Source organism: Segnochrobactrum spirostomi (genome assembly GCF_009600605.1).
GTDB lineage: Bacteria > Pseudomonadota > Alphaproteobacteria > Rhizobiales > Segnochrobactraceae > Segnochrobactrum > Segnochrobactrum spirostomi.
Genome location: NZ_VWNA01000001.1, coordinates 2,889,516 through 2,911,997, shown reverse-complemented (window position 1 = coordinate 2,911,997; position 22,482 = coordinate 2,889,516). Strand labels below are relative to the sequence as shown.

At 69.3% G+C, this 22,482-nt stretch carries 25 protein-coding genes and 1 tRNA gene; 11 read left to right on the top strand and 15 right to left on the bottom strand.

Translation table 11 applies throughout. From position 1 onward, the window contains the following. Positions 1 to 68: 68 nt before the first annotated feature. Entirely contained in the window at positions 69 to 989 is a 921-nt protein-coding gene (locus F0357_RS13070) for a hydrogen peroxide-inducible genes activator (RefSeq protein ID WP_153486901.1), read from the bottom strand. A 235-nt stretch (positions 990 to 1,224) separates the two neighbouring features. Between F0357_RS13070 and F0357_RS13065 the strand changes: the two genes are divergently transcribed. The 3 genes from F0357_RS13065 (at position 1,225) to F0357_RS13055 (ending at position 3,634) form a co-directional block, all read left to right on the top strand. Continuing rightward, on the top strand, positions 1,225 to 1,779 hold the full coding sequence (locus F0357_RS13065; RefSeq protein WP_153482374.1) for a peroxiredoxin: 555 nt from the start codon (positions 1,225 to 1,227) through the stop codon (positions 1,777 to 1,779). Between the two features lie 242 nt (positions 1,780 to 2,021). Continuing rightward, positions 2,022 to 2,552, top strand: a complete 531-nt coding sequence (gene ahpD / locus F0357_RS13060) for an alkylhydroperoxidase, AhpD family (RefSeq protein ID WP_153482371.1) — start codon at positions 2,022 to 2,024, stop codon at positions 2,550 to 2,552. Positions 2,553 to 2,725: 173 nt separating this feature from the next. Then, positions 2,726 to 3,634, top strand: coding sequence for a polyprenyl synthetase family protein (locus F0357_RS13055; protein WP_153482368.1), 909 nt, complete (start codon positions 2,726 to 2,728; stop codon positions 3,632 to 3,634). Here F0357_RS13055 and F0357_RS13050 read toward each other — a convergent pair. The 7 genes from F0357_RS13050 to F0357_RS13025 all read right to left on the bottom strand — a co-directional run bounded on the left by F0357_RS13050 (position 3,571) and on the right by F0357_RS13025 (position 9,497). Further along, positions 3,571 to 5,109, bottom strand: coding sequence for a glycosyltransferase family 2 protein (locus F0357_RS13050; protein WP_153482364.1), 1,539 nt, complete (start codon positions 5,107 to 5,109; stop codon positions 3,571 to 3,573). The two genes, F0357_RS13055 and F0357_RS13050, sit on opposite strands and share 64 nt — an antisense overlap. A 58-nt stretch (positions 5,110 to 5,167) precedes the next feature. Next, positions 5,168 to 5,644: a secondary thiamine-phosphate synthase enzyme YjbQ gene (locus F0357_RS13045; protein WP_208948328.1), complete on the bottom strand. Its 477-nt coding sequence runs from the start codon at positions 5,642 to 5,644 to the stop codon at positions 5,168 to 5,170. 171 nt (positions 5,645 to 5,815) lie between these two features. Further along, positions 5,816 to 6,388, bottom strand: a complete 573-nt coding sequence (locus F0357_RS13040; RefSeq protein ID WP_153482361.1) for a disulfide bond formation protein B — start codon at positions 6,386 to 6,388, stop codon at positions 5,816 to 5,818. Positions 6,389 to 6,395: 7 nt separating this feature from the next. After that, positions 6,396 to 6,551: a DUF5993 family protein gene (locus F0357_RS24160; RefSeq protein ID WP_208948327.1), complete on the bottom strand. Its 156-nt coding sequence runs from the start codon at positions 6,549 to 6,551 to the stop codon at positions 6,396 to 6,398. A 152-nt stretch (positions 6,552 to 6,703) separates the two neighbouring features. After that, positions 6,704 to 7,420 (bottom strand): SDR family oxidoreductase, encoded by a 717-nt coding sequence (locus F0357_RS13035; protein ID WP_153482359.1) that lies wholly within the window; start codon positions 7,418 to 7,420, stop codon positions 6,704 to 6,706. A 3-nt stretch (positions 7,421 to 7,423) separates the two neighbouring features. Then, positions 7,424 to 8,425 (bottom strand): NAD-dependent epimerase/dehydratase family protein, encoded by a 1,002-nt coding sequence (locus F0357_RS13030; protein ID WP_153482356.1) that lies wholly within the window; start codon positions 8,423 to 8,425, stop codon positions 7,424 to 7,426. A gap of 130 nt (positions 8,426 to 8,555) precedes the next feature. Further along, positions 8,556 to 9,497 carry a fatty acid desaturase gene (locus tag F0357_RS13025; RefSeq protein ID WP_153482352.1) on the bottom strand — a complete coding sequence of 314 codons (942 nt, stop codon included), beginning with the start codon at positions 9,495 to 9,497 and terminating at the stop codon, positions 8,556 to 8,558. A 204-nt stretch (positions 9,498 to 9,701) separates the two neighbouring features. On the opposite strand from F0357_RS13025, the gene osmF reads away from it, so the two are divergent. From osmF to F0357_RS13005, 4 genes are all read left to right on the top strand, one after another. Next, a complete protein-coding gene (gene osmF, locus F0357_RS13020) occupies positions 9,702 to 10,628 on the top strand; it encodes a glycine betaine ABC transporter substrate-binding protein OsmF (RefSeq protein WP_153482349.1) in 927 nt (308 codons plus the stop codon). A gap of 63 nt (positions 10,629 to 10,691) precedes the next feature. Then, positions 10,692 to 11,954, top strand: coding sequence for an ABC transporter permease (locus F0357_RS13015; protein WP_153482346.1), 1,263 nt, complete (start codon positions 10,692 to 10,694; stop codon positions 11,952 to 11,954). Then, complete coding sequence (locus F0357_RS13010; RefSeq protein WP_153482343.1) at positions 11,951 to 12,886, top strand: ABC transporter ATP-binding protein; 936 nt, start codon at positions 11,951 to 11,953, stop codon at positions 12,884 to 12,886. The genes F0357_RS13015 and F0357_RS13010 overlap by 4 nt, the downstream gene beginning before the upstream one ends. Next, positions 12,883 to 13,629 (top strand): ABC transporter permease, encoded by a 747-nt coding sequence (locus F0357_RS13005; protein ID WP_312861577.1) that lies wholly within the window; start codon positions 12,883 to 12,885, stop codon positions 13,627 to 13,629. The genes F0357_RS13010 and F0357_RS13005 overlap by 4 nt, the downstream gene beginning before the upstream one ends. A gap of 10 nt (positions 13,630 to 13,639) precedes the next feature. Here the strand turns inward: F0357_RS13005 and F0357_RS13000 are convergent, their stop codons facing one another. The 4 genes from F0357_RS13000 to F0357_RS12985 all read right to left on the bottom strand — a co-directional run bounded on the left by F0357_RS13000 (position 13,640) and on the right by F0357_RS12985 (position 15,313). Continuing rightward, positions 13,640 to 14,497 carry a phosphate/phosphite/phosphonate ABC transporter substrate-binding protein gene (locus F0357_RS13000; RefSeq protein WP_153482339.1) on the bottom strand — a complete coding sequence of 286 codons (858 nt, stop codon included), beginning with the start codon at positions 14,495 to 14,497 and terminating at the stop codon, positions 13,640 to 13,642. A gap of 89 nt (positions 14,498 to 14,586) precedes the next feature. Beyond that, the gene (locus F0357_RS12995; protein WP_312861576.1) at positions 14,587 to 14,838 is read right to left on the bottom strand and encodes a BrnA antitoxin family protein; all 252 of its coding nucleotides are present in this window, start codon (positions 14,836 to 14,838) and stop codon (positions 14,587 to 14,589) included. Continuing rightward, the gene (locus F0357_RS12990) at positions 14,835 to 15,023 is read right to left on the bottom strand and encodes a BrnT family toxin (RefSeq protein ID WP_208948326.1); all 189 of its coding nucleotides are present in this window, start codon (positions 15,021 to 15,023) and stop codon (positions 14,835 to 14,837) included. The genes F0357_RS12995 and F0357_RS12990 overlap by 4 nt, the downstream gene beginning before the upstream one ends. Positions 15,024 to 15,238: 215 nt before the next feature. Continuing rightward, positions 15,239 to 15,313 (bottom strand) — tRNA-Gly (locus tag F0357_RS12985). A 452-nt stretch (positions 15,314 to 15,765) separates the two neighbouring features. On the opposite strand from F0357_RS12985, the gene F0357_RS12980 reads away from it, so the two are divergent. After that, the gene (locus F0357_RS12980; protein WP_153482333.1) at positions 15,766 to 17,841 is read left to right on the top strand and encodes a M23 family metallopeptidase; all 2,076 of its coding nucleotides are present in this window, start codon (positions 15,766 to 15,768) and stop codon (positions 17,839 to 17,841) included. 30 nt (positions 17,842 to 17,871) lie between these two features. Here F0357_RS12980 and F0357_RS12975 read toward each other — a convergent pair whose 3' ends face one another. Then, positions 17,872 to 18,435, bottom strand: coding sequence for a cysteine hydrolase family protein (locus F0357_RS12975; RefSeq protein ID WP_153482326.1), 564 nt, complete (start codon positions 18,433 to 18,435; stop codon positions 17,872 to 17,874). A gap of 101 nt (positions 18,436 to 18,536) precedes the next feature. Here F0357_RS12975 and F0357_RS12970 point away from each other — a divergent pair, with 101 nt between their 5' ends. Then, positions 18,537 to 19,553, top strand: coding sequence for a GlxA family transcriptional regulator (locus F0357_RS12970; protein ID WP_153482324.1), 1,017 nt, complete (start codon positions 18,537 to 18,539; stop codon positions 19,551 to 19,553). A 6-nt stretch (positions 19,554 to 19,559) separates the two neighbouring features. Here the strand turns inward: F0357_RS12970 and F0357_RS12965 are convergent, their stop codons facing one another. After that, positions 19,560 to 20,447 carry a LysR substrate-binding domain-containing protein gene (locus F0357_RS12965; RefSeq protein WP_208948325.1) on the bottom strand — a complete coding sequence of 296 codons (888 nt, stop codon included), beginning with the start codon at positions 20,445 to 20,447 and terminating at the stop codon, positions 19,560 to 19,562. Between the two features lie 170 nt (positions 20,448 to 20,617). Between F0357_RS12965 and F0357_RS12960 the strand changes: the two genes are divergently transcribed. Continuing rightward, positions 20,618 to 21,046, top strand: a complete 429-nt coding sequence (locus F0357_RS12960) for a VOC family protein (RefSeq protein ID WP_153482322.1) — start codon at positions 20,618 to 20,620, stop codon at positions 21,044 to 21,046. A gap of 31 nt (positions 21,047 to 21,077) precedes the next feature. Here F0357_RS12960 and F0357_RS12955 read toward each other — a convergent pair whose 3' ends face one another. Then, positions 21,078 to 21,695, bottom strand: a complete 618-nt coding sequence (locus F0357_RS12955) for a glutathione S-transferase family protein (protein WP_153482319.1) — start codon at positions 21,693 to 21,695, stop codon at positions 21,078 to 21,080. A gap of 111 nt (positions 21,696 to 21,806) precedes the next feature. On the opposite strand from F0357_RS12955, the gene F0357_RS12950 reads away from it, so the two are divergent. Then, entirely contained in the window at positions 21,807 to 22,448 is a 642-nt protein-coding gene (locus tag F0357_RS12950; RefSeq protein ID WP_153482316.1) for a TetR/AcrR family transcriptional regulator, read from the top strand. The last annotated feature ends 34 nt before the right edge of the window (positions 22,449 to 22,482 follow it).

Genomic DNA, 22,482 nt, shown 5'->3' with positions numbered 1-22,482 from the left:
CGTACCGTCCCGGCTCGTCTCGGCCTTGCTGTCGTCCACGATGCGTCGCCCCCCGCGGCGTCCGTGTTTCAGAATGCGATGCCGTGCGGCGACGTCCGCCGCTCCGGTCCGTCCGGTTCGACCGCCTCGACGAACTGGGCGAGATGGCGCGCCAGCACCCGGAATTCCTCGCCGCGGTTCGATCGCTTCCGCCACGCGAGCACCAGTTCGCGCGCCGCCCGTTCGTCCTCGAACGGAACGAGCGCGAGGTCGGTTCCGGCGGTGATTCCGCCGTCGACCGCGATGCGCGGCAAGAGCGTGACGCCGAATCCGTTGTCGACCATCTGCACGAGCGTCGTCAGGCTCGACGCCTCGATGTCGTCGCGCGCCCGCGGCTGTGCCCCGGTGGCGGCGAGCACGTGCTGGCGCAGGCAATGGCCGTCTTCGAGGAGTAGAAGCGATTCCTCGGCGATGTCGGCGCGGCAAAGGCTGTTGCGCCGGGCGAGCGGGTGGCGGCGCGAGGCCGCGAACAGGAACCGGTCGAAGCCGACGCTCGCGGTCTCGAGTCCCTCGGTTCCGTACGGATGGGCGACCAAGACGGCATCGATCCGCCCGGCACGCAGATCCTCGACCAGAGTGCGGGTCAGCCCCTCCCGGAGCAGAAGCTTCAGATCGGGAAAGCTCGCCCGCAGCGACGGCAAGGCGCGCGGCAGCAGGAACGGCGCGATCGACGGGATCACGCCGAGACGCATCTTGCCGGCGAGCAGGGCCGCCGGCTTCGCCACGCCGGCGAGCGCCTCGACGTCGGCGAGGAGCAGCCGGACGCGGTCGAGCACCGCTTCGCCGGCTTCGGTCAGCACGACGCCCCGCCCGGAGCGGTCGACGAGCTCGCTGTCGAGCGCCTCCTCGAAGGCGCGGATGGCGGCGGAGAGGGTCGATTGCGTTACGTGACATTGCGCCGCGGCCTTGCTGAACGACCGCTTGTCCGCGAGGGCGACGAAATATTGCATCTGGCGCACGGTCGGCAGGGTCTTCACGGCAGGCCTCGGAATTCCCGGACAAGGGGCGGCGGAGCGCCGGCTATAGCCGGCTTAGTATCGCTTAAATCGATCGAACTTTGCAAAATTATCACTTTGACCGCAGGCGCCGCGCGTGGTGGATGGAGGCCATGCCGTCCTCCCGTTCTCCCAAGCGGGGGCCGCTGATGCCCACTCTTTCTGTCCTCATGGTCCAAGGAGCGACCCGATGCTCGGTATTGGTGACAAGCTTCCCGCCTTCTCCGTGACCGGCGTGAAGCCGGGCTTCAACCACCATCAGGAAAACGGCGAGTCCGCTTTCGAGACGGTGACCGAGGCGAGCTTCCCCGGCAAGTGGAAGGTCATCTTCTTCTACCCGAAGGACTTCACCTTCGTCTGCCCGACCGAGATCGCGGAATTCGCCCGCCTCGCGAAGGACTTCGAGGACCGCGACGCGGTCGTGCTCGGCGGCTCGACCGACAACGAGTTCGTCAAGCTGGCCTGGCGCCGTGACCACAAGGACCTCGACAAGCTGCCGATCTGGCAGTTCGGCGACACCAACGGTTCGCTGGTCGACGGCCTCGGCGTGCGTTCGCCGGACGGCGTCGCCTACCGCACCACCTTCGTGGTGGACCCGGAAGGCACCATCCAGCACGTCTACGCGACGAACCTCAATGTCGGCCGCAACCCGAAGGACACCCTGCGCGTCCTCGACGCCCTGCAGACCGACGAACTCTGCCCGTGCAATCGCGAAGTCGGCGGCGACGTTCTAAAGGTTGCGTGAGCCGACAAAGTCGGCCTTGAAGCGGTCTGGGTGCGCCTTTATATCTGAGTTACCCAGAATGGGTGGGGTTGCCCCCAACAGCCCCACTCAGGCCGCCCGCCGATCCCCCCAATCCCCTGGCGGGCGGCCGACCCCTCCTCGAGGGTCGGCCGCTGCGTGCGGCCGGGTCATCCCGGCTTCCTGAAAAATCTCATGATCGCTTGCCGGCTGCGCCCGTTCGCGTCGGCGGCCGGGAGACTGCCATGTCGATCGATGCCCTCAAGGACCAACTGCCGGCCTTCGCCAAGGACGTGCGGCTCAATCTCTCGACCATCGGCTCGGACGAGACGCTCACCGCGCAGCAGAAATACGGCCTGTTCGTCGCCTGCGGGATCGCGACGCGCAATCCCGAGGTCCGCGCCGCCCTGGCGGCGGAGGCGAAGCCGCATCTGACGCCAGAGGCGTTCACGGCCGCCGAGGCCGCGGCCACCATCATGGGCATGAACAACGTCTATTATCGCTTCGTCCACCTCGCCTCGAACAAGCAATATGGCACGCTGCCGGCGAAGCTGCGGATGAACATCATCGCCAACCCCGGCGTCGACAAGACCGACTTCGAGCTCTGGTCGCTCGCGGTGTCGGCGATCAACGGCTGCGGCATGTGCATCGACGCCCACGAGGCGGTGCTCCTCAAGGCCGGCATGCCGGTCGAGCAGATCCAGACGGCGGTGCGCTACGCCGCGATCATCCAGTCGGCCGCGATCGCCCTCGAGGCCGCGACGCTGGCCGCCTGAGCGCGATCTTCTTCGCCTTTTCGATCGAGGGCGGCGCCGCTTCGACGCCGCCCTTTTCGTGTGCGGCGTCCGCCCGCGCGGCGCGCCTTGACCTGATCCCCCAATTGGGCGATCGGACAGCACGCACGGCACCGACGCCGCTGCGTGCGCCGGCCTTTGCGAGCGTGACGCCCATGGATCTTGAACAGCGCCTCGACCAGCGTCTGGCGGCGATCGCCGCCCGCGCCGAAGCGAGCCTCGCCGACTGTCTCGCCGGGCGCGGCAACAGCCTCGCGCTCGCGCCGGAGCGGCTCTCCGCCGCCATGGCCCACGGCACGCTCGCCGGCGGCAAGCGCTTCCGCCCCTTCCTCCTCGTCGAATGCGCCCGCCTGTTCGGCCATGAAGAGGAGGCCGCGCTACCCGCCGCCGCCGCGATCGAAGTGCTGCACTGCTACAGCCTGATCCACGACGACCTGCCGGCGATGGACGACGACGACCTGCGGCGCGGCCGGCCGACGGTGCACCGCGCCTATGACGAGGCGACCGCCATCCTCGCCGGCGACGCACTCCTCACCCTCGCCTTCGAAATTCTCGCCGATCCGGCGACCGATCCCGACCCCGCGGTGCGCATCGCCCTCTCGCTCCGTCTCGCCCGGGCCGCGGGCGCGGGGGGCATGGTCGGCGGCCAGATGCTCGATCTCGCCGCCGAGGGCCGCTCCCTTTCGGAGGCCGAAATCCGCCGGCTCCAGGCGATGAAGACCGGCGCGCTCATCACCGCCGCGTGTGCGATGGGCGCCGAGCTCGGCCGCGCACCGGCCGAGGACGTCGCCCGCATCGTCCGCTACGGCGACCTGATCGGCCTCGCCTTCCAACTCGCCGACGATCTTCTCGACGTCGAGGCGACCGCGGAGACCGCCGGCAAGCGCACCGGCAAGGACGCCGAGCGGGGCAAGGCGACCCTCGTCTCGATCCACGGTGCCGCCTGGGCGCGCGGCGAGCTCGACCGGCTGGTCGCCGAGGCCCAGAGCCTGCTCGCGCCCTATGGCGCGGCCGCCGACACGCTCGCCGCCGCCGCCCGCTTCGTCGCCGACCGCCGCTCCTGAAGCGTCCCCGACGGCCGCCGCGCGAGGCCATGGGCGGTCTTCGCCCAGAAGTGCGGCCGGCGGACAAGATCGATGACGGCGAGGCCGAGCGCCCACGACATCAAGAGCCAATAGAGCGGCAGCCAGACGAGCGCCCGCCGGCCTCGGACGAAACGTCGCCGCTCGAGCGCTGTCACCGCAAGCCGTGCCGCGGCAAGCCAGCCGATGGCGAACGCCGACGCGCTGAACACCATCACGAGATCGCCCGTGACGCTGCCATCGGTGCCGAGCGGGGCGAGCCCCATCAGCGCCGCCGCGACGAGGACGGCCCAGACCGGGTGGGCGGCGATGGCGCCGAGCGAAGCGAGCAATTGCAACTGGATCATCGAGAACGCGCCGGGCCCGACGAGGCGCAGGAGCGTTGCGGGATGGCGCATGTGGACGAACCAGGTCTGTAGCCAGCCCTTCAGCCACCGCGTGCGCTGGCGCAGCCACGGCCGCAGGGCGAGCGGGGCCTCCTCGAAGGTGGCACTCGCAATGAGGCCGGAGCGGCAGCCCGCGGCGGCGAGGCGCAGCGCGAGATCCGCATCCTCGGTGACGTTCCACGGGTCCCAACCACCGACCGCGAGGAGCGCGGAGCGACGGAAATGGTTCGACGTTCCGCCGAGCAGGAACGGATAGCCGCCCCGCGCCAGCCACGGCAGCAGACCGTCGAACAGCATCGCGTATTCGATGGCGAACATGGTCGGGAACCATCCCTCCTCGGGATGGTCGATGACGAGCCGCGCCTGCAAGCAGGCGAGGTCGTCCGAGCCGGCGGCGAAGGTCTCGGCGCTGACGCGCAATTGGTCGGGTTCCGGCCGGTCCTCGGCGTCGAACACGGTGATGAGATCGCCGCGCGCCAAGGCTAGACCGGCATCGAGCGCCTTCGGCTTCGTCATCGGACCGACCGGCGGGAGGATCACGATCTCGGCCGCGAGCGCCCCGGCGTGACGGGCGAGCGCGGAGGCCGTCTCCGGGTCGTCCGCCTCCACCAGCATCTTGATGTCGAGCTTGTCCGGCGGATAGGCGAGCGCGCCGAGGTTGGCGACCAGACGGGGCACCACGCGCGCTTCGCGCCGGAGCGGCACCAGGACGGTGTAAACGGGGAGAACATCGTCCGCGAGCGCCCGCTTCGGCAAGGCCGCGCGGTCGGGCGCGGCCGAGGCCAGCAGTCGCACGATGCCGAGTGCAAGAAAGGCGACCGAAGTGACGAGGCTGAGTGCGATCAGCACGGCCTTGGGCACCACGAGGAAGACGGCCATGAGCAGCAACGCCGCGCCGCGCAGGCCGGCGCGCTGGCGGTCGCCGAGAACGCGCCGGGCATCGACGCCGGCCGCGGTCGAATCGAACAGAGCGATCAGGCCTTCGATGAAGGCCGGTTCGGGGACGACGAGCGTCGCCCCGGAATCACCGCCGGTCTGTCGCCGCGTCGCACCGGTTCCCGCCGCATCCATGGCTCGCCCCCGCCAGCCCTCGCAGGATGCCGGCGGGCGGGAGCGTCTGCAACCGGATTCAACTTCCGATATAGTGCAGGGTGACCCCGCGGCGGTGCGCGGCGGTGCGGTGTTCGAACACGTAGAGTCCCTGCCAGGTGCCGAGATCGACGCGGCCGTGGACGACCGGCACGCTGAGATGGACACCGGTCAGCGCGCTCTTCACGTGGGCCGGCATATCGTCCGGCCCCTCCAGCGAGTGCCGCCACGTCTGCCCTTCCGGCACCAGCCGGTCATAGGCGTCCATCAGGTCCGCCCGGGCATTGCCGTCGGAATTCTCCTGGATCGTCAGCGACGCGGAGGTGTGACGCAGCAGCAGCGTCAGCAGCCCCTCGACGGCCTTGATCGAGGCGAGCCAGCGGTCGATCGGAGCAGTGATGTCGACCATGCCCCGCCCCGTGGTCTGCACCTCCATGCGGGCGATCGCCTGGCGCAGGTCGCTCGCCGGGCCGTAGACGGTCTTGATGACGGGAGGATCGCTGAGGATCTGGGCCATTGACGTTCCTTCCGAGGGGGGCCTCGACGCGAAGGGCACCGGACGGCGGCCGCCCGCGTGGCGTTCTTTGGATCTTGCCTTCTTGGGCCGAGGGTGGCGTCTCGACCATCTCCAAGGTGAAGCGTTCGGCGGACCGGCGCAAGGGCCCGGCCCGGCGGGGGCTTCACCGCGTCACGGCGCGGGCGGCTGCGTCCCGAGCATCATGTAGCCGGTCGGATTGTCTGGGCAGAGGCCGCCTTCGCACTCGACGACGGTCGAAACGCCGTTACCGAACACCATGACGAGCGAGACGGCGAGCGCGACCAACGCGAGCCCGCGGACCGCCGTGCGGCCGGCCGCGCCGCCCGGCTGGGGCTCGAACTGGCGATCGGACATCAGCATCACCGCGCTGCCGGCAACGATGAGGAAATAGACGATCAAAGCCCACGTATAGAAATGCAGGCCGAGCAGTTCCGCGCCATAAGAGCCCGTGCCCGGAGCCACGTGGAGCAGGATCTGGCGCACCGAGATCAGCGACCCGGCGAGCGCCGACAGGATCACCACGGCATAATGGCTCGGCTTCGGCCCGAAGCGGACATTGAGCGCGAGCCCGACCATCGCCCCAGCGAACCCGGCGCGCTGGAGGATGCACAAGGGGCACGGCAGGTCGCCGCCTTCGAACTGATCGTAGAAGGCGGAGAGGAGCACGAACGACAGGGCGAGAAGGCCGAGCGCATTGAGAAGGCGAGACTGCACCGAACTCATGACGGCCTCACAGGTCGATCGCGAGCGAATCGGTGGCGTGCAGCTTGAACAGCACGAGCAGCACCACGATCGACAGCGCCCAGACGGCGAGCGCCGGGCCACGGCGCCCGGCGAAGACCAGCCCGAGGGCGATCGCCTGGGCGAAGAAGGGAAGACTCATCATAGCGCAGGCGCCTCCTTATCGACGTTCTTATGCCGCCTTTTCGCCACCGTAACGAACATTGCGCCGACGTCAAACACAAGAGTTCTCAACGTCCTTCGCACGGCCGTTTAACGGTCCGATGTCGCTCGCCGGAACGCGTCCGGAACGACACGTTACCGACCACCGAGGCTGCCCCCGCCGTCCACAGCCAGCACCTGACCCGTCACGAAGCTCGCGCCGTCGGACAGGAGGAAAGCGATCGCGGCCGCAACCTCCTCAGGACGTCCGAGCCGCCGCATCGGGATGGAGGCAAGCACCCGTTGCTCGGCCTCGCTGCCGACCGGGCGGGAGGCGCGAAACAATTCGGTCTCGATGGGGCCGGGCGCGACCGCATTGGCCGTGATCCCATGGTCCGCGAGCTCGAGCGCCCAGGTCCGGGTGCAGCCGACGAGCGCGCTCTTGGCCGCGGAATAGGCAGTACGATCACGAGCGCCGAAGATCGCCCGGCTGCACACGTTGACGATCCGCCCGCGGCGCCGCGCCTTCATGCCCTCGACGAAGGCCTGCACGACCTGCACCGCGGCCCGGACATTGAGATCGAACACCGCCTGGAGCGTATCGAGGCCGACGGCGCCGAGTGGCTGCGGCGTTGCGATCCCTGCATTGTTGACGATCCCGGTGATCTCCCGTGTCTCCGCAATGCGGCGGAGCACGACCGCAGTCCCATCCGCGTCGGCAAGGTCGCAGACGAAGAGCTCACCCGGAAAGTCGGACGCGGCGCCGCGGGCGAGGCCGATGACCTCGCGCCCCTCGGCGGCGAGTTGGTCGGCGACGGCCCGCCCGATGCCCCGCGTGGCGCCGGTCACGAGGATGGCGCCCGCGCCCGTCATGGCTCAGACCCGGTAATAGTTGCGGAACCAGGCAACGAAGGCCTCGACGCCCTTCGAAACGGGGGTCGACGGCCGGTAGCCGGTCAGGGCCTCGAGCAGGTCCGCGTCGGCGAAGGTGCGTTGGACGTCGCCCGGATGCATGCCGAGATAATTGCGGATCGCCGGCCGACCGAGGCAGCGCTCGATTTCCGAAATGAAATCGAGGAGGCGCACCGGATTGCCGTTGCCGATGTTGACGAGGCGCCACGGTGCGACGGGGCTCAGGGAATCGAAGTCGGCGACCGGCTTGCCGCGCTCCGGCACCGCACCGGCGAGCCGCACGATGCCCTCGACGAGATCGTCGACGAACGTGAAGTCACGCTCCATGTCGCCGTGATTGTAGATGTCGATCGGTTGCCCCTGCAGGATCGCATTGACGAACTTGTAAAGCGCCATGTCGGGCCGCCCCCACGGTCCATAGACCGTGAAAAAGCGGAACATGGTGATCGGCAGGTTCCACAAGTGGGCGTAGCAGTGGGCGATGAGCTCGCTCGATTTCTTGCTCGCCGCGTAGATGGTGAGCGGGAAATCGGCCTTGTCGTTCTCCTGGAACGGCATCTTGGTGTTGGCGCCGTAGGCGGAGGAGGTCGAGGCCATCAGCAGATGGCTGACCCCATGGCGCTTCGACAGCTCGATGACGTTGAAGCTGCCGACGATATTGGCCGAGACATAATCTTCCGGATGCTCGAGGGCGTGGCGGACGCCCGCCTGGGCGGCGAGGTGGATCACCACGTCGGGCGCCGCCGTCTCGAACACCGCCTGCATGGCCGCGAAATCGGCAACGTCGACGATATGGGCGCTGAAGGCGCCGGTCTCCAGGAGCATGGCGTGGCGGTGTTCCTTCAGCGCCACGTCGTAATAAGCGTTCAGCGAATCGATCCCGACCACCTCATGGCCGTCCGCGATCAGCCGCCGGCTCAGATGATAGCCGATGAATCCGGCGCTGCCGGTAACGAGATATCGCATGTCGCTCCGCTCGTGGTTCCAACCCGGCGAAGCGCGATCCGCCGGTCGGCGGATTAAGCACGGCACGCTCCCGCTCGCCAAGCGCCGTCAAGTCGCCCGGCACGGCGGGAACGCGTGGGATGGGCGGCGATCAGTTCGGCGCGGCCGCCTTCTCGGGCGGATGCAGCGGATCGTCGTGCATGCGGAGCAGGAACCGGCGGGCGATGTCGCCGTAGCCGCGATAAACGAGCCCACCATTGCGCGCGACCAGGATCTTGCGGGTCCGCCGATAGAGCTTCGGCAGCCGGTACCAGGGCACCCGCGGGCGCAGATGGTGGAGAACGTGCAGGTTGTTGTTGAGATAGAGGAGGCCGAACAGGCCGCCGTTCTCGACGATCGCAGTCCGCCCGGCCGGATCGGCCGCCCAGCGGTGCTCGGCGAACGAGCGCAGCCGCGTCAGCGCGGCGCCGGCCCAGACGAAGGCCACGAGATAGAGCCACAGCGGCATGCCGCAGATGGCGACGACCCAGACGAGCACGGCGGCGACCCCGACGGCGTGGCGAGCCCAGATGCGGCGCTGGCGCGGCTCCCGGGGCAGGCGGCGCAGTTCCTCGTAGAGGAACAAGCCGATCATCAGGAGCGAGCCGACGACGAGGCGCCCGGCGAGCGTCATGTTGAAGCGCAGCACCGCGCGGCCGACCGGCCCGACCTTCCGCCAGGTCGCCGCCGTCAGGTAGGTCGATTCGGGGTCCTCGATCGGGTCAGTCAGATATTCGTCGCGGTGATGGCGCAGGTGACTCACCCGGTAGATCGGATAAGGCAGCCAGAGGCTGAGCGGCGGCCAGCCGATGGCGTCGTTGACCCGGCGGTTGCGGGTCGGGTGGCCGTGCATCACCTCGTGCTGGAGCGAGCCCTGCCAGGCGATCAGCCAGGCGGCGAGCGGCACCAGGAGCCAGATCGGGATCGCCGACCAGAACCACGTCAACGCGAGCCAGCCGCCATAGATGACGGCGGCGAGCGCGATCGTCTGCCATTCGACGGTTTGTCCCGGAGCGGTGATCCGGGCAGGCACGGCGGAACGTAAAGGGCGCATTTGCGGGCTCAGGAGGAAGGCCGTTCGCCGGGAGGCGGCGTTCACAACCAGAATTTGCCTTCCTCACACGAAGTTGTCGAGCTAGCGTCGTTGCGTCTTCGGGGGAGGCCGTGGAACTATGTTCCCTCAAGACCGTCTTTCCCAACAAGACCGTCCCGTTCCGCTCGAAAGCCCGCTGAGCCCCTCCGCCGGAGAACAAGGTCCATGCTGAAACGTCTCGCCGTCCTCGCCACCGCGGCGCTCGTCCTCGCCGCCGCCCCGCTCGCCCGGCCGGCGCTCGCCGCGGGCCCCGTGGTGGTCGGCTCCAAGATCGACACCGAGGGCGCGCTGCTCGGCAACATCATCGCGATCGCGCTTGAGAACGCCGGCATCCCGGTCGAGCGCAAGATCCAGCTCGGCCCCACCAAGATCGTGCGCACCGCGCTGATCTCGGGCGAAATCGGGATCTATCCGGAATATACCGGCAACGCCGGCTTCTTCTTCAACATCGATTCCGATCCGGCGTGGAAGAACGCCGCCTCGGCCTATGCCAAGGCGAAGCAGCTCGACGCCGAGAAGAACAACCTCGTCTGGCTGAAGCCCGCCCCCGCGAACAACACCTGGGCGATCGCGATCCGCAAGGACGTGGCGGAAGCGAACAAGCTCGCGACCCTCGACGATTTCGGGAAGTGGGTCTCGTCGGGCGGCAAGGTGAAGCTCGCCGGTTCGGCCGAGTTCGTCGAGAGCGCCGCCGCCCTCCCCGCCTTCGAGAAGGCCTACGACTTCAAGCTCAGCCCGGACCAGCTCCTCGTTTTGTCGGGCGGCGACACCGCGGCGACGATCAAGGCCGCGGCGGAGCAGACCTCGGGCGTCAACGCCGCGATGGCCTACGGCACCGACGGCGCGCTCGCCGCCCTCGGCCTCGTCGTCCTGACCGACACCAAGGGCGTTCAGGCCGTCTACGAGCCGGCTCCGGTGGTGCGCGCCGACGTGCTCAAGGAGTACCCGAAGATCGAGACGGTGCTCGACCCGATCTTCGCCTCCCTGTCGCTCGAGACGCTGCAATCGCTGAACGCCAAGATCGCGGTCGACGGCGAGGATCCGAAGACGGTCGCCACGGATTACCTGAAGTCCAAGGGCTTCCTGAAATGAGGAGCGCCCTTAGATAGGACACGGCAGGTGCGGCGGAGCGGCGGCGAGGTGGCGGACATCGGGATGACGAACGGAGCCGACGGCGGCGCGGGCGGCGGGCAAGGCCGCCTGGCGGCCCGCCCCGCCGACGGACCCTCGTCCCTCGCGACCGCCGACCGCCGCCGCATCGGCAACCGGGTGATCGCCCTGCTCGCCGTCGCCGCGATCGTGGCGCTCGCCCTCCTTCCGTTCGTCTCGATCGCCCCGAACCGCATCGTCAGCGGCACGCCGGCGATGCTCTGGAAAGCGGCCGCTGCGCCGCTTTCGCTCGCGGTCGCGGTCGAGCTCGCGGCGCTCCTCGGGCTTTCGCTCATCAAGCCGACGCGCACCGCGGCGGCGCTCGCCGCGGTGACGGGCGCGCTGCTCCTCGTCACGCTGGTGCTCGCCGCCGGCTCGTCCGGCCTCCTCGCCATCGCGGCGACCGGGGCGAAGGGCACCCGCACCGGCCTCGGCGCGGGCTTCTGGATCGCGGTCATCGCGGCGGCGCTCGCCGTTTCCGACGCCCTCGGCCGGCTCCGGCTCGGCACCGCGGCGCGGTTCGCCGCCGGGCTCGCTCTCGCCCTCGCGGTCGCCGCCATCGCCTGGAGCGGGGCCCTCGACCAGCTTTCGATCGTGCGGGAATATCTGACCCGGCGCGACGGCTTCACCGCCGAACTCGCGCGCCACATCGCCCTGGTGTTCGGTGCGCTCCTCCCCGCGATCGCCATCGGCGGCGCGCTCGGCGCCTTGGTGCTGCGGCGGAGAACGCTGCGCGGTCCGGTGTTCGCGACCCTCAACGTGATCCAGACGGTTCCGTCGATCGCGCTGTTCGGCCTCCTTATCGGCCCGCTCACCGGGCTGTCGGAGGCGTGGCCTTTCCTGCGCGAGATCGGCATCCGCGGCATCGGCTACGCGCCGGCGGTGATCGCCCTCACGCTCTACGGCCTGCTGCCGGTCGCCCGCAGCACCGAGGCCGCCTTCCTCGCGGTGCCGCCGGCGGTCGTCGACGCGGCGCGCGGCATGGGCATGACCGGCGGGCAGATCCTGCGCAACGTGTCGCTGCCCCTCGCTTTGCCGATCCTGCTTTCGGGGCTGCGCATCGTGACGATCCAGCTCATCGGGCTTGCGGTCGTCGCCGCCCTCATCGGCGCCGGCGGGCTCGGCACCTTCGTCTTCCAGGGGCTCGGCCAGACCGCGACCGACCTCGTTCTGCTCGGCGCGCTCTCGGCGATCGGCCTCGCCCTCCTCGCCGACGGCCTTCTGCGCAGCCTCACCGCCGCCCTCACCGGAAAGGGGATCACGCCATGATCGAGCTCGACCATGCGACCAAGCTCTATGGCGGCCGCCCGGCGGTCGACGACGTTTCGCTGACCATCGCTCACGGCGAGATCTGCGCCCTGCTCGGCACCTCCGGCTCGGGCAAATCGACGACGCTGCGGCTCATCAACCGCCTCGTCGGCCTCGACGGCGGCCGCATCCGGCTCGACGGCACCGACATCGCGACCCTCTCGGCCGTCGCGCTCAGGCGGCGCATCGGCTACGTCATCCAGTCGATCGGGCTCTTTCCGCACTGGACCATCGGCCGCAATGTCGGGACCGTGCCGCGGCTGCTCGGCTGGCCGGAGGCGAAGATCCGCGACCGCGTCGAGGAATTGCTCACCCTCGTCGGCCTCGACCCCGCGCTCTACCGCGACCGCTACGGACACGAGCTTTCCGGCGGCCAGCAGCAGCGCGTCGGCGTCGCCCGCGCGCTCGCCGCCGATCCCGACGTGCTCCTGATGGACGAACCGTTCGGCGCCCTCGACCCCGTCACCCGCGAAGGCCTTCAGGCGGAGGTCGCGCGCATCCACAAGGCGACCGGCAAGACGATCGTCATCGTCACCCACGACGTCGACGAGGCGATCACCCTCGCCTCCCACATCGCCCTGATGGAGGCCGGCCGCGTCGTCCAGCACGGCACGCCGCGCGATATCCTCGCCGCGCCCGCGAGCCCGTTCGTGGCGAACTTCGTCGGCGGCGCCAAGGCGGGCCTGCGCCTTCTCAAGATCGAGACGGTCGGCGAGCGCGTGCGCCGCGAGGTTGCGCCGGAGGGCGAGCCGGTCGCCGCCTCCGCCTCGCTCGACGAAGCGCTCGGCCTGATGATCGCCCGCGGCGCCCGAAGTCTCCCCGTCAGCGACGGCGCACGCGGCATCGTCGGGGTGGTGCGCCTCGCCGACCTCGTCGAGGCCCGCGTCGCGTGAGCCTGTCCGCCCTCGCCGTTCGTCCGGTCGTCTGGATCGGGATCGTGCTCGCCGCCGCCATCGCCTTCATGCCGGCGACGGCGCCGTGGTTCCACGCCTGGTATCCGGAGCTCGGCACGCCGGTCTACAGCCGCGCCTCGTTCTTCACCCTGACCATCTCGCACGTCACGCTCGTCGCCGTGTCGAGCGTGATCGTCGCCGTCGTCGGCATCGCGGCCGGGGCGTTCGTCACCACGACGCCGGGGCGCGAGTTCGCCGGCATCGTCGACCGCATCGTCGCCATCGGCCAGACCTTCCCACCCGCCGCGGTGCTCGCGGTCGCCGTGCCGGCCACGGGCTACGGCGCGGTTCCGACGCTGATCGCCCTCGTCGCCTACGGCGTGCTGCCGGTCGTCGAGACGACGGTCACGGGCCTTGCAGGCGTGCCGGATTCGGTGCGGCAGGCCGCCGACGGTGTCGGCTTCACGCCGCTCGGCCGGCTCGCGCGGGTGGAATTGCCGATCGCCCTGCCGGTGATCCTGACGGGCTTGCGCACCGCCGTCGTCATCAATATCGGCACCGCCACGATCGGCTCGACCGTCGGGGCGCTCACCCTCGGCTCGCCGATCATCGAGGGTCTGTCGGGCTCCAACCCGGCCTTCGTGGTGCAGGGCGCCATCGTCGTGGCCCTGCTCGCGGTGTTCGTCGATCAGCTCTTCGAGGAGGCCGAGCGCGTCGCCACCCGCCACCGGGCGAAGCCGTGAGCGGAGCGCGTCAGGCGAGCACCGGATAGCCGGCTCTCTCGGCCATCCGTTCGTAGGTCAGCACGCGGTCGTATTCGGCGGCGTCGATCCGCTCGAATCCGGTGAGGCAGAGCTCGTGCCGGACGTCGGCCAGCGTCGGGTCCGCCGCCACGGCGTCGAGCGCGGCCTGGAGTGCGGCGACGTGGCTGTCCGATGCCGAGGCCGCGGTGATAAACGGCAGGCCGGGGCTCATGCGCGTGGTCGTCAGCACCGCGATGTTGTCGAGAAGGTCCGGGCGGTGGCGCTGGACGAGGCCGTAGGTGACGCCGTCGATCGCGGCGACGTCGGCTGTCCCTTGAGCGACGGCCTTGAGGCTTTCGAGATGAGCGCCGGTCTCGACGACCCGGCCGAAGAAGGGCGGGCCACCGCCAGCCTGGACGAGCGGGGCGACCGCGAGGCGGAAGAGGTTCATGCCGGTGTTGCTGTCGAAGCCGTTGACCGCGGCGACGCGGCCGCGGAGATCCTCGAGGCTGCGCCACGGCGCCCCGCGGGCGACGACGATGGCGCTGCGATGAAAGGCACCCTCGCTGAAGGGCGAGGCGTAGATCGGCGTCGCGACGAGGCGCACCACGCCGTCGAGCCGGGTGCGCAGCGGATAGCCGCAGGTCTGGCCGAGGAGCAGGCTCGGATCGTGCCAGATCGCATCGAGCGGACGGGCGCGGTCGAGCCGGTCCGGTACGCCGCTGAGGCCGGCGCCGCGCAGACGGTCGCGGATCGCCACCCACAGCCGGTCGTTGGCGGCCTGCAGCCACGGCAGATCGTACATGCCGAGGCTCGCCACACCGGCCGCCTCGGCGGTTTCGCTCAAGTTCTGTTCGTGCGCGCTCATGATCGAGCCTTAGAGCGGACGCCGCCCGACGCAAAGACGGAACGGCGTTGACGCAGCGTTCGGCGCGGAGCGCCGATCCACGGTCGAGCCTAAAGCCCGACCGCTTTGCGCAGGGTCTCGTTGATGCGCGCCTGCCAGCCGGGGCCGTCGGCCTTGAAGCGGGCGATGACGTCGGGATCGAGACGGAGCGACACGAGCTGCTTCTTCGTCTCCAACGGCGGACGGCCACGTTTGACCAGCCTGCCGTCCTCGTTCTGCTCGGCCTGCCGGAACCAGGCATCGGACAGCTCCGGCGCGTCGTCCGGATCAGTCCAAGTGCTCGTCGTAACGGGCTTGCTCACGGCTGTTCGCCTTTCTCATCGAGATGGTGGGCTCGCCCACTCGGCACCGCCGTCCAGACCAAAACGGCGATCCGCCCCCGAAGCTTGCCGACCATGGTGACGCGCGTCTCCGGATCAGGAAAGCGATCGTCGACGGCATCGAACGTTCTGCCGGCAAAGACCTCCCTCGCGTCGGCAGAATCCAATCGCGCTCAGCGAGCGTCACGTTCCGCTTGGTAAGGTCGAACGTGACGATCATTAATGTAGCTACGGAAATTAAGGGGGCAAGGCGTACCCAACCTGACATTAGCGGAAATGCCGAGGCCTGCATCCACACGCTGCAATACGCAGAGCGGTCGTGACGCATGCGCCGCCTGCGCAAGAGCCCGCCGCTGCCTTCAGAACTAGATGAGGAGAATATTGGAGCGGGCGATGGGAATCGAACCCACGACATACAGCTTGGGAAGCTGTCGTTCTACCACTGAACTACGCCCGCGACGGCCGAACGGCCGCGGCACCCAAGAGGTGCGCGCCCGACGTTGATAGCCGCTTCGCGGCGCGCTGTCACGAGGGTCCGGCGCTGGAGGCGTGCGCCGACGAGGTCTATCGCCGCGACCTGTGGACGACGCCTCATTGCCGCCATCCTCGCGCCCATAAAGAGGGCGGTTCGTTCGCCGGCCAAGGACATGAAACGCAGGCCGCGGCCGCACCTTACGGAATGTGCACGGGATGTTCCCGTTGACTTGGCACAGTCCGGGGGCCAGGGTCCGCTGGGCTGTGCCGAGGTCCTTTCGAGTCGGCACGGACGACATCGCTCGTGGTTCGCCGGGTTGCGGCGCCGCGTCGGAGAGATGACCGGATGAGGCCCGGCGCGCCATCGCGGTGCGCGGGAAGGGGTCCTGGGGCAAGCGCCCTGCGGCCCGTCCGATCGGACAACTGGCAGGTGGCATGAAGGCAGGAAAGCACGGGCAGGCACGCCAGAGGCTCGGGTCCGAACCCGTCATCGCGCTCGGCAACGAGCCGCCTCTGTTCGTCGCCGGTGCCACGGAATCCGACACCGGCCGCACCGCGATCAGCCTGCGCTGGCTGCTCGGCACGGTGCTCACCGGCGTCACCTCGATCTTCCTGATGGGCGGCGCTCTGGTCGTGGCGCTCGATGGGCGCACCTCTGCGGCGGTGACAAGCGACGCGGACCTCGTCGCGCAGGCGCAAAGCGGACAGGCCGGCGATCAGGGCCAAGGCGACGACGTCGCGCGCGCCCAGAAGGGCGACCGGATGCTCGCCCCGGTGAAGCCGGTCACCAACAAGGAGGTCATCCAGGTCTCCACGGTGACGCGCCAGGGCGACCGCGACCTCATCCGCACCAAGCCCTACATCAAGTTCACCGCGTCCCTCGAGACCCGCACCGACATCGACGCGAGCGACATTCCGCCGTTCGATCCGCTCAAGATCTTCTCCGACCAGGACCTCTTCCCCGATCACGGCGCCGCGGAATCGATCTACGGTGCGGCGGTGGACGGCGAGGTGACGCTCAGCGTCCAAGATTTCCCTGTCGCCAATCCCGGCCTCGACGCCGATCTCAGCTTCTCCTCCGACGAGGTCGAGGAACTGGTGCGCGAGGACGGCCGCTTCCAGACCGACAAAGCGAGCGCCTTCGCCGGCGCCCAGGCGCCGGACACGTCCAACCGCTTCTCCTCCTTCTCGATGCTGATGGCGACGCCGCAGACGCAGACGGCCTCGCTCGACAGCAACGTCAAGATCGTGCCGGAGAACGTCTCCGAGGTCGCCAAGACGGCGGCGAGCCTGAACAAGACGGGATCGCCCGACACCGCGACCAAGACGCCGCCGAAGCCGCCCGCCGACATCGTGGTGACCGCGGCGAAGGGCGACACCTTGAAGAAGCTCCTCATGGCGAACTCCGCCGACGAGGACGAGGCCGACGAGATCGTCAGCGCCTTCCGTAAGTCGGAAGCCTCCGTCACCCGCATTTCCGCCGGCAACAAGCTGCGCATCGGCCTCGGTCCCGATCCGGGCCGGCCGGGCGAATTCCGCCCCGAGCGCGTCAGCGTCTACGACGCGACCTCCCATCTCGGCACCGTCGCGCTCAACGACGACGGCGACTATGTCGCGGCGGAAGAGCCGCTCGACGATTTCGTCGACGAAGGCTCGAACGACGGCGGCGGCAGCGACGAGGTGTCGTCGGATTCCCAGACGCCGACGATCTACAACAGCCTCTATCAGACGGCCTTGAAGCAGGGCCTGCCGGATACGATGGTGAACGAGCTCGTTCACCTCTTCTCCTTCGGCGTCGATTTCAACGCCCACGTCCACCAGGGCGACAAGATCGAGCTGTTCTATGCCGACGACGAGGACGGCGCGGCGTCGAACGGCCCGCCCGAGGTGCTGTTCGCCTCGCTCACGATCGGCGGCATCGAGAAGCGCTTCTACCGCTTCCATTCGAACCGCAGCGGCAGCACCGACTTCTTCGACGGGACGGGCAAGAGCGCCCAGCAATTCCTAATGCGCAAGCCGATCACCGGCGGCATCTTCCGCTCCGGCTTCGGCGCGCGACGCCACCCGATCCTCGGCTATGTCCGCATGCATCCGGGCGTCGATTGGGCCGCCCCGCGCGGCACACCGGTTTATGCCTCGGGCAACGGCGTGGTCGCCGAAGCGGGCTGGAAATCCGGCTACGGCCGTTGGGTGCTGATCTCACACGGCAACGGCTACGATACCGGCTATGGCCACATGTCCGGCATCGCGAGCGGCATCGCGCCGGGCACCAAGGTCCATCAGGGCCAGGTCATCGGCTATGTCGGCTCGACCGGCCTGTCGACCGGCCCGCATCTGCACTACGAAGTGCACATCAACGAATCCCCGGTCGATCCGCTGCGCATCCGCCTGCCGAGCGGGCGCGAACTGCGCGGCGCGGAACTCGTGGCGTTCCAGAAGGAACGCAAGCGCATCGACGACCTGATCGGCGTCGACGAGGACGCGAGCAGCGCGACCGTCGCCCGGAACTGACGACGGCCGCGCCGCTCTCGCCGCTCGGACTCAGGCCGCTTCGGCCGGCGCGGCGAGGTACTCCGCCGCCGAAATCACCGTCGCATAGGACCCGAGCGCTTCCATGAAGGCCGCGTGGACCGAGGCGGCCGGCACCTCGACGCCGCCGAAGGCGAGATCGTGGGTCGCGCAAGCATCGTGGATCAAGGTCACCGCGTAGCCGAAATCGGAGGCCGCGCGCGTCGCCGCATCGACGCACATGTGGCTCATGCTGCCGAGCACGGTCACCTTGGCGATGCCCTTGCCGTCGAGGATCGCCTTGAGATCGGTCCCCTTGAAGGCGTTGACCTCCTGCTTCACCACCACCGGCTCGTCGGCCCGGTTCGCCACCTTGGGGTGGATCGCGGCACCGTCCGAGCCCGGCGCGAAGAAGGGCGCGGTCGCGGCGTCGGGAAATTCGTGGCGGATGAAGACGACGAGATCGCCCGCGGCGCGCGCCGCCGCGAGCACGGCGGCGGCGTTGTCGGCGGCCGCCTCGACGCCGACGAGCGGCCAGCGGCCGCCGGGGAAATAATCATTCTGAATGTCGACGACGATCAAAGCGCGATCGCTCATGGTCTCAATCCCTTCGGTCTCGGATGACCCTCGACGCAATAGCGCGCCCGGGCCATGGTGCGGATTGGCGAAAACGACAATCTTCGGGCCGGAACTGACAGATGGTTGAGACCGCACGCCCCACTCACCCAGGCCCCGGCGAGACAGGCCCCGCCGAGATCGGCCTCCTCCTCTATCCCGGCGCCCAAGCCGCCGCGATCCACGGCCTGACCGACCTGTTCCGGGTCGCCAATCTGGTGGCGACCGGCGAGGACGAGAGCCGCCCCGCCCCGCTGCGCATCAGCCATTGGGAGGCCGCGGACGGCGCCGCGGCGCCCACCCGGGTGTTCGACACCGCGCCGGACGCCGCCGGCGCGCCCGTCGCCATCGTGGCGCCGCCGAGCCTCGGCGCCTCGCCGACGCCGGAGCTCAGCGCCGCGCTCGCGCCCTGGCTCGCCGCGCGCCACGATGCCGGGGCGACGCTCGCCTCGGTGTGCGCCGGCGCCTTCGTCATCGCCGGCACCGGCCTGCTCGACGGCCGCACCGCGACGACCCATTGGGCGCTCGAAGACGAGTTTCGCACCCGCTTCCCCCGCGTCGATCTCGCCATCGACAAGCTCATCGTCGACGACGGCGACATCCTCACCGCGGGCGGCCTGATGGCCTGGACCGATCTCGGCCTGCGCCTCGTCGACCGCCTGCTCGGCCCGGAGTTGATGATCGAGACCGCGCGCTATCTCCTGATCGACCCGCCGGGCCGGGAGCAGCGCTATTACAGCCCGTTTTCGCCCCGGCTCGATCACCGCGACGCCGCGATCCTGAAGGTGCAGCACTGGCTGCAGGGCAACGGCGCGCGCGGCGTCACGCTCGCCGCCATGGCCGCCTGCGCCGGGCTCGAGGCGCGCACCTTCCTGCGCCGCTTCCAGAAGGCGACGGGGCTGAAGCCCACGGATTATTGCCAGCGCCTCCGGATCGGCCGGGCGCGCAGCCTCCTCGAAGTCGGCGGGACCACGATCGAGCAGATCGCCTGGGCGGTCGGCTACGAGGACGCCGGCGCGTTCCGCAAGGTGTTCCAGCGCATCACCGGCCTCACCCCGGGCGATTATCGCCGCCGCTTCGCGCCTCATGCCGCGCCGTGACGCGCGTCAGCCGGCAGCGGCCTCGCGGCGCAGCCAGGCGGTGAAGACGCCGACACGCGCAAGACGCTCGGTGCCGGGGCGCACGATCAGATAATAGCCGCCGGCGGGCCGGTGGGTCTGCGGGATCGCCTGGACGAGACGGCCGCGGGCGAGCTCGTCGCCGACGAGGAACAGCGGTACGAGGGCGTAGCCCATGCCGGCCGCGGCCGCCTCGGCGAGCATGAAGAAGTGCTCGAACGACGCGGTCTGCGCCGGTTCCGGCGCAGCGGCGCCATGGGCCGCGAAGAACGCCGCCCACGCGCCCGGGCGGGTGGCATGACGCAGAAGCCGCTCGCGGGGCAGATCGGCCGGGCCCCGGATGGCGGGCCCGGCGAGGGCCGGAGCGCTCACCACCCCGACCTCCTCATCCATGAGTTTTTCGAAGGCGGCACCACCGAACGGCGGGGTCCCGTAGCGGATCGCGAGATCGGCGCGCTCGGCGACGAAATCGACCGGACCGTCGCCGCTCGTCACGGCAACGAGAATTTCGGGATGGGTGTCGCGAAAGGCGGCGAGCCGCGGCACCAGCCAGCGCATGGCGAAGGTCGGCATCGCGCTGATCGAGAGCAGTCCGGACCGACCGGCGTGATGGACGAACCGGCTCGCCGCCTCGATCTGCTCCAAGGCCGGCGAGACCTGGCGATGATAGGCCTCGCCCTCCGGGGTGAAGGCGACGCCGCGGCCGGCGCGGACAAGGAGCGGCACCCCGAGATCGTCCTCGAGCGCCTGGACCAGCCGGCTCACCGCCCCTTGGGTGACGTTGAGCTCGCGCGCGGCGGCCGAGATGCTGAGCCGCCGCCCGGCATGGACGAACGCCCGCACGGCATTCAGGGAGGGCGCGCGCACATCCGCCACGGTCGGGACCCCGCTCGCTCATTCCATGAGATAAGCTCATGGAACGCGGCGGAGATATCGCTTGTCAAGCCGGCGCCGTGCCGGTTCCATCGGGCGCATCGTTCCTGCGTTCGCCGGCCGCTGCTCCCGCTGCGGCCGTGGCGTCGCCGCCCAGCCCGGAGGCTCAACCGATGACCGCCCTCACCCCGTTCCACATCGCCTTTCCGGTCGACGACCTCGTCGCGGCGCGCCACTTCTACGGCACCGTGCTCGGCTGCCCAGAGGGGCGCAGCGCCGACACCTGGATCGATTTCGACCTGTTCGGCCACCAGATCGTCGCCCATTACAAGCCGAAGGCGCCGGGCGATGAGGGCGCGCATCACAACCCGGTCGACGGCCACGACGTGCCGGTGCCGCATTTCGGCGTGGTGCTGACGATGCCCGATTGGGAAGCGCTCGCCGAACGGGTCAGGGCCGCCGGCATCTCCTTCGTGATCGAGCCCTATATCCGCTTCAAGGGCGAGGTCGGCGAGCAGGCGACCATGTTCTTCCTCGACCCGGCCGGCAACGCGCTCGAGTTCAAGGCCTTCGCCGACATGTCGCAGATCTTCGCGAAGTGACGATGGCGGGGGGCTCGAGCCCGCCCCCCGCTCAAACGGCGGCGAGGGCGTCGCCGCCGCGCACCATGGCGCGTTGATAAGCCGGCCGCGCCTGCATCGCCGCGACGAGCCGGGCGATGTTGGGACGGGACGGCCCGGGCCCGGCGCGCCTCATCGCGATCTCGAGCGGAAAGCTCATCATGATGTCGGCGGCGGAGAAATGGTCTCCCGTCAGCCACACCCGCTTGCCGATCTCCCCCTCGATGAAGTCGAGGTGGAGATCAAGTTGTTCGCGCATCATGCGCCGCAACGGCCAGCCGAGCGGCCCGAGCTTGTCCACGACAAGCTTGAGGAGAAGCTGCGGCATCAGCGACCCCTCGGCATAGTGCATCCAATAGCGATAGGTGCGGTAGGCGGTCGCCGGGGCGAGCTGCGGGCCGTGGCGCTCCACGAACGCCTCGATGATGGCCCCCGTCTCCGCCAGAACCTCGCCGTCCTGCTCGACGATCGGCGCCTTGCCGAGGGGATGCAGCCGCCGCAGCGCGGCCGGCGCCCGATAGGTCTTGGGATTGCGCCGATAGCCGACAACCTCATATTCGAGGCCGAGTTCCTCGAACAGCCATAGGATCCGCTGCGAGCGGGACTCGTTGAGGTGGTGAACCCGGATCATGGAGAGCCTCGGCCGATCGTCAATGGGCCGCGCGGTCAGCCCGGGCGATATTGACGGCGTCAACATATACAGGATCGTGACAGCGTCAACATTTTGAATTAAGGCAACTTCATGCCCGAGGTGCCGACCGCTCCCTATCATCACGGCAATGCCCGCAGCGCCCTTCTCGCTGCGGCGGAGCGGCTGTTGAACAACGGGCAGATTTCGGCCTTGTCGCTGCGCGCCATCGCCGAGACGGCGGGGCTGTCGCGGCAGGCACCCTACAATCATTTCGAGGGAAAGGCGGACTTGCTCGCCGAGCTCGCCAAACAGGGCTTCGAGCGGCTGACCCAGGAACTCCTCGCGGTCGCCGGCACCAACGACCCCCGTGAGCTGCTGGCGAAGACCGGCGAAGTCTACCTTCGCTTCGCGCGGGAGAGCCCCGCACTGTTCCAGCTCATGTTCTCCCACGACGTCGTCAGGCTGCGCGAGCACCCCTCCGCGTTCGAGGCCTCGAAGGGCAGCTACGAGGTGCTGAAGCAGGCGGTCGCACGCGCGGTGCCACAGAGCCAGGCGTCCGAGCGGGCCCTCGCGGCCTGGTCGATGGTGCATGGATACGCGGTGCTGGAGGCGAACGGCGCGGTCTCGAACGACGACGTCACCCCGCCGACGAACGGCGGCGCCAGCGGCGACAATGTCGTGCGCCTGTTCGCCGACCTCATCGTCGGCACCAAGCCGGGCGAAGACGGCGACCCACCCGCCGGCGATGTCTGATTTTCCGTCTTTGAAGCGCCGCAAACGAAGAAAG

Coding starts and splice junctions, on each gene's coding strand:
- F0357_RS13070 (WP_153486901.1), bottom strand. CDS start 989: ATGCAATATTTCGTCGCCCTCGCGGACAAGCGGTCGTTCAGCAAGGCC.
- F0357_RS13065 (WP_153482374.1), top strand. CDS start 1,225: ATGCTCGGTATTGGTGACAAGCTTCCCGCCTTCTCCGTGACCGGCGTG.
- ahpD (WP_153482371.1), top strand. CDS start 2,022: ATGTCGATCGATGCCCTCAAGGACCAACTGCCGGCCTTCGCCAAGGAC.
- F0357_RS13055 (WP_153482368.1), top strand. CDS start 2,726: ATGGATCTTGAACAGCGCCTCGACCAGCGTCTGGCGGCGATCGCCGCC.
- F0357_RS13050 (WP_153482364.1), bottom strand. CDS start 5,109: ATGGATGCGGCGGGAACCGGTGCGACGCGGCGACAGACCGGCGGTGAT.
- F0357_RS13045 (WP_208948328.1), bottom strand. CDS start 5,644: ATGGCCCAGATCCTCAGCGATCCTCCCGTCATCAAGACCGTCTACGGC.
- F0357_RS13040 (WP_153482361.1), bottom strand. CDS start 6,388: ATGAGTTCGGTGCAGTCTCGCCTTCTCAATGCGCTCGGCCTTCTCGCC.
- F0357_RS24160 (WP_208948327.1), bottom strand. CDS start 6,551: ATGATGAGTCTTCCCTTCTTCGCCCAGGCGATCGCCCTCGGGCTGGTC.
- F0357_RS13035 (WP_153482359.1), bottom strand. CDS start 7,420: ATGACGGGCGCGGGCGCCATCCTCGTGACCGGCGCCACGCGGGGCATC.
- F0357_RS13030 (WP_153482356.1), bottom strand. CDS start 8,425: ATGCGATATCTCGTTACCGGCAGCGCCGGATTCATCGGCTATCATCTG.
- F0357_RS13025 (WP_153482352.1), bottom strand. CDS start 9,497: ATGCGCCCTTTACGTTCCGCCGTGCCTGCCCGGATCACCGCTCCGGGA.
- osmF (WP_153482349.1), top strand. CDS start 9,702: ATGCTGAAACGTCTCGCCGTCCTCGCCACCGCGGCGCTCGTCCTCGCC.
- F0357_RS13015 (WP_153482346.1), top strand. CDS start 10,692: ATGACGAACGGAGCCGACGGCGGCGCGGGCGGCGGGCAAGGCCGCCTG.
- F0357_RS13010 (WP_153482343.1), top strand. CDS start 11,951: ATGATCGAGCTCGACCATGCGACCAAGCTCTATGGCGGCCGCCCGGCG.
- F0357_RS13000 (WP_153482339.1), bottom strand. CDS start 14,497: ATGAGCGCGCACGAACAGAACTTGAGCGAAACCGCCGAGGCGGCCGGT.
- F0357_RS12980 (WP_153482333.1), top strand. CDS start 15,766: ATGAAGGCAGGAAAGCACGGGCAGGCACGCCAGAGGCTCGGGTCCGAA.
- F0357_RS12975 (WP_153482326.1), bottom strand. CDS start 18,435: ATGAGCGATCGCGCTTTGATCGTCGTCGACATTCAGAATGATTATTTC.
- F0357_RS12970 (WP_153482324.1), top strand. CDS start 18,537: ATGGTTGAGACCGCACGCCCCACTCACCCAGGCCCCGGCGAGACAGGC.
- F0357_RS12960 (WP_153482322.1), top strand. CDS start 20,618: ATGACCGCCCTCACCCCGTTCCACATCGCCTTTCCGGTCGACGACCTC.
- F0357_RS12955 (WP_153482319.1), bottom strand. CDS start 21,695: ATGATCCGGGTTCACCACCTCAACGAGTCCCGCTCGCAGCGGATCCTA.
- F0357_RS12950 (WP_153482316.1), top strand. CDS start 21,807: ATGCCCGAGGTGCCGACCGCTCCCTATCATCACGGCAATGCCCGCAGC.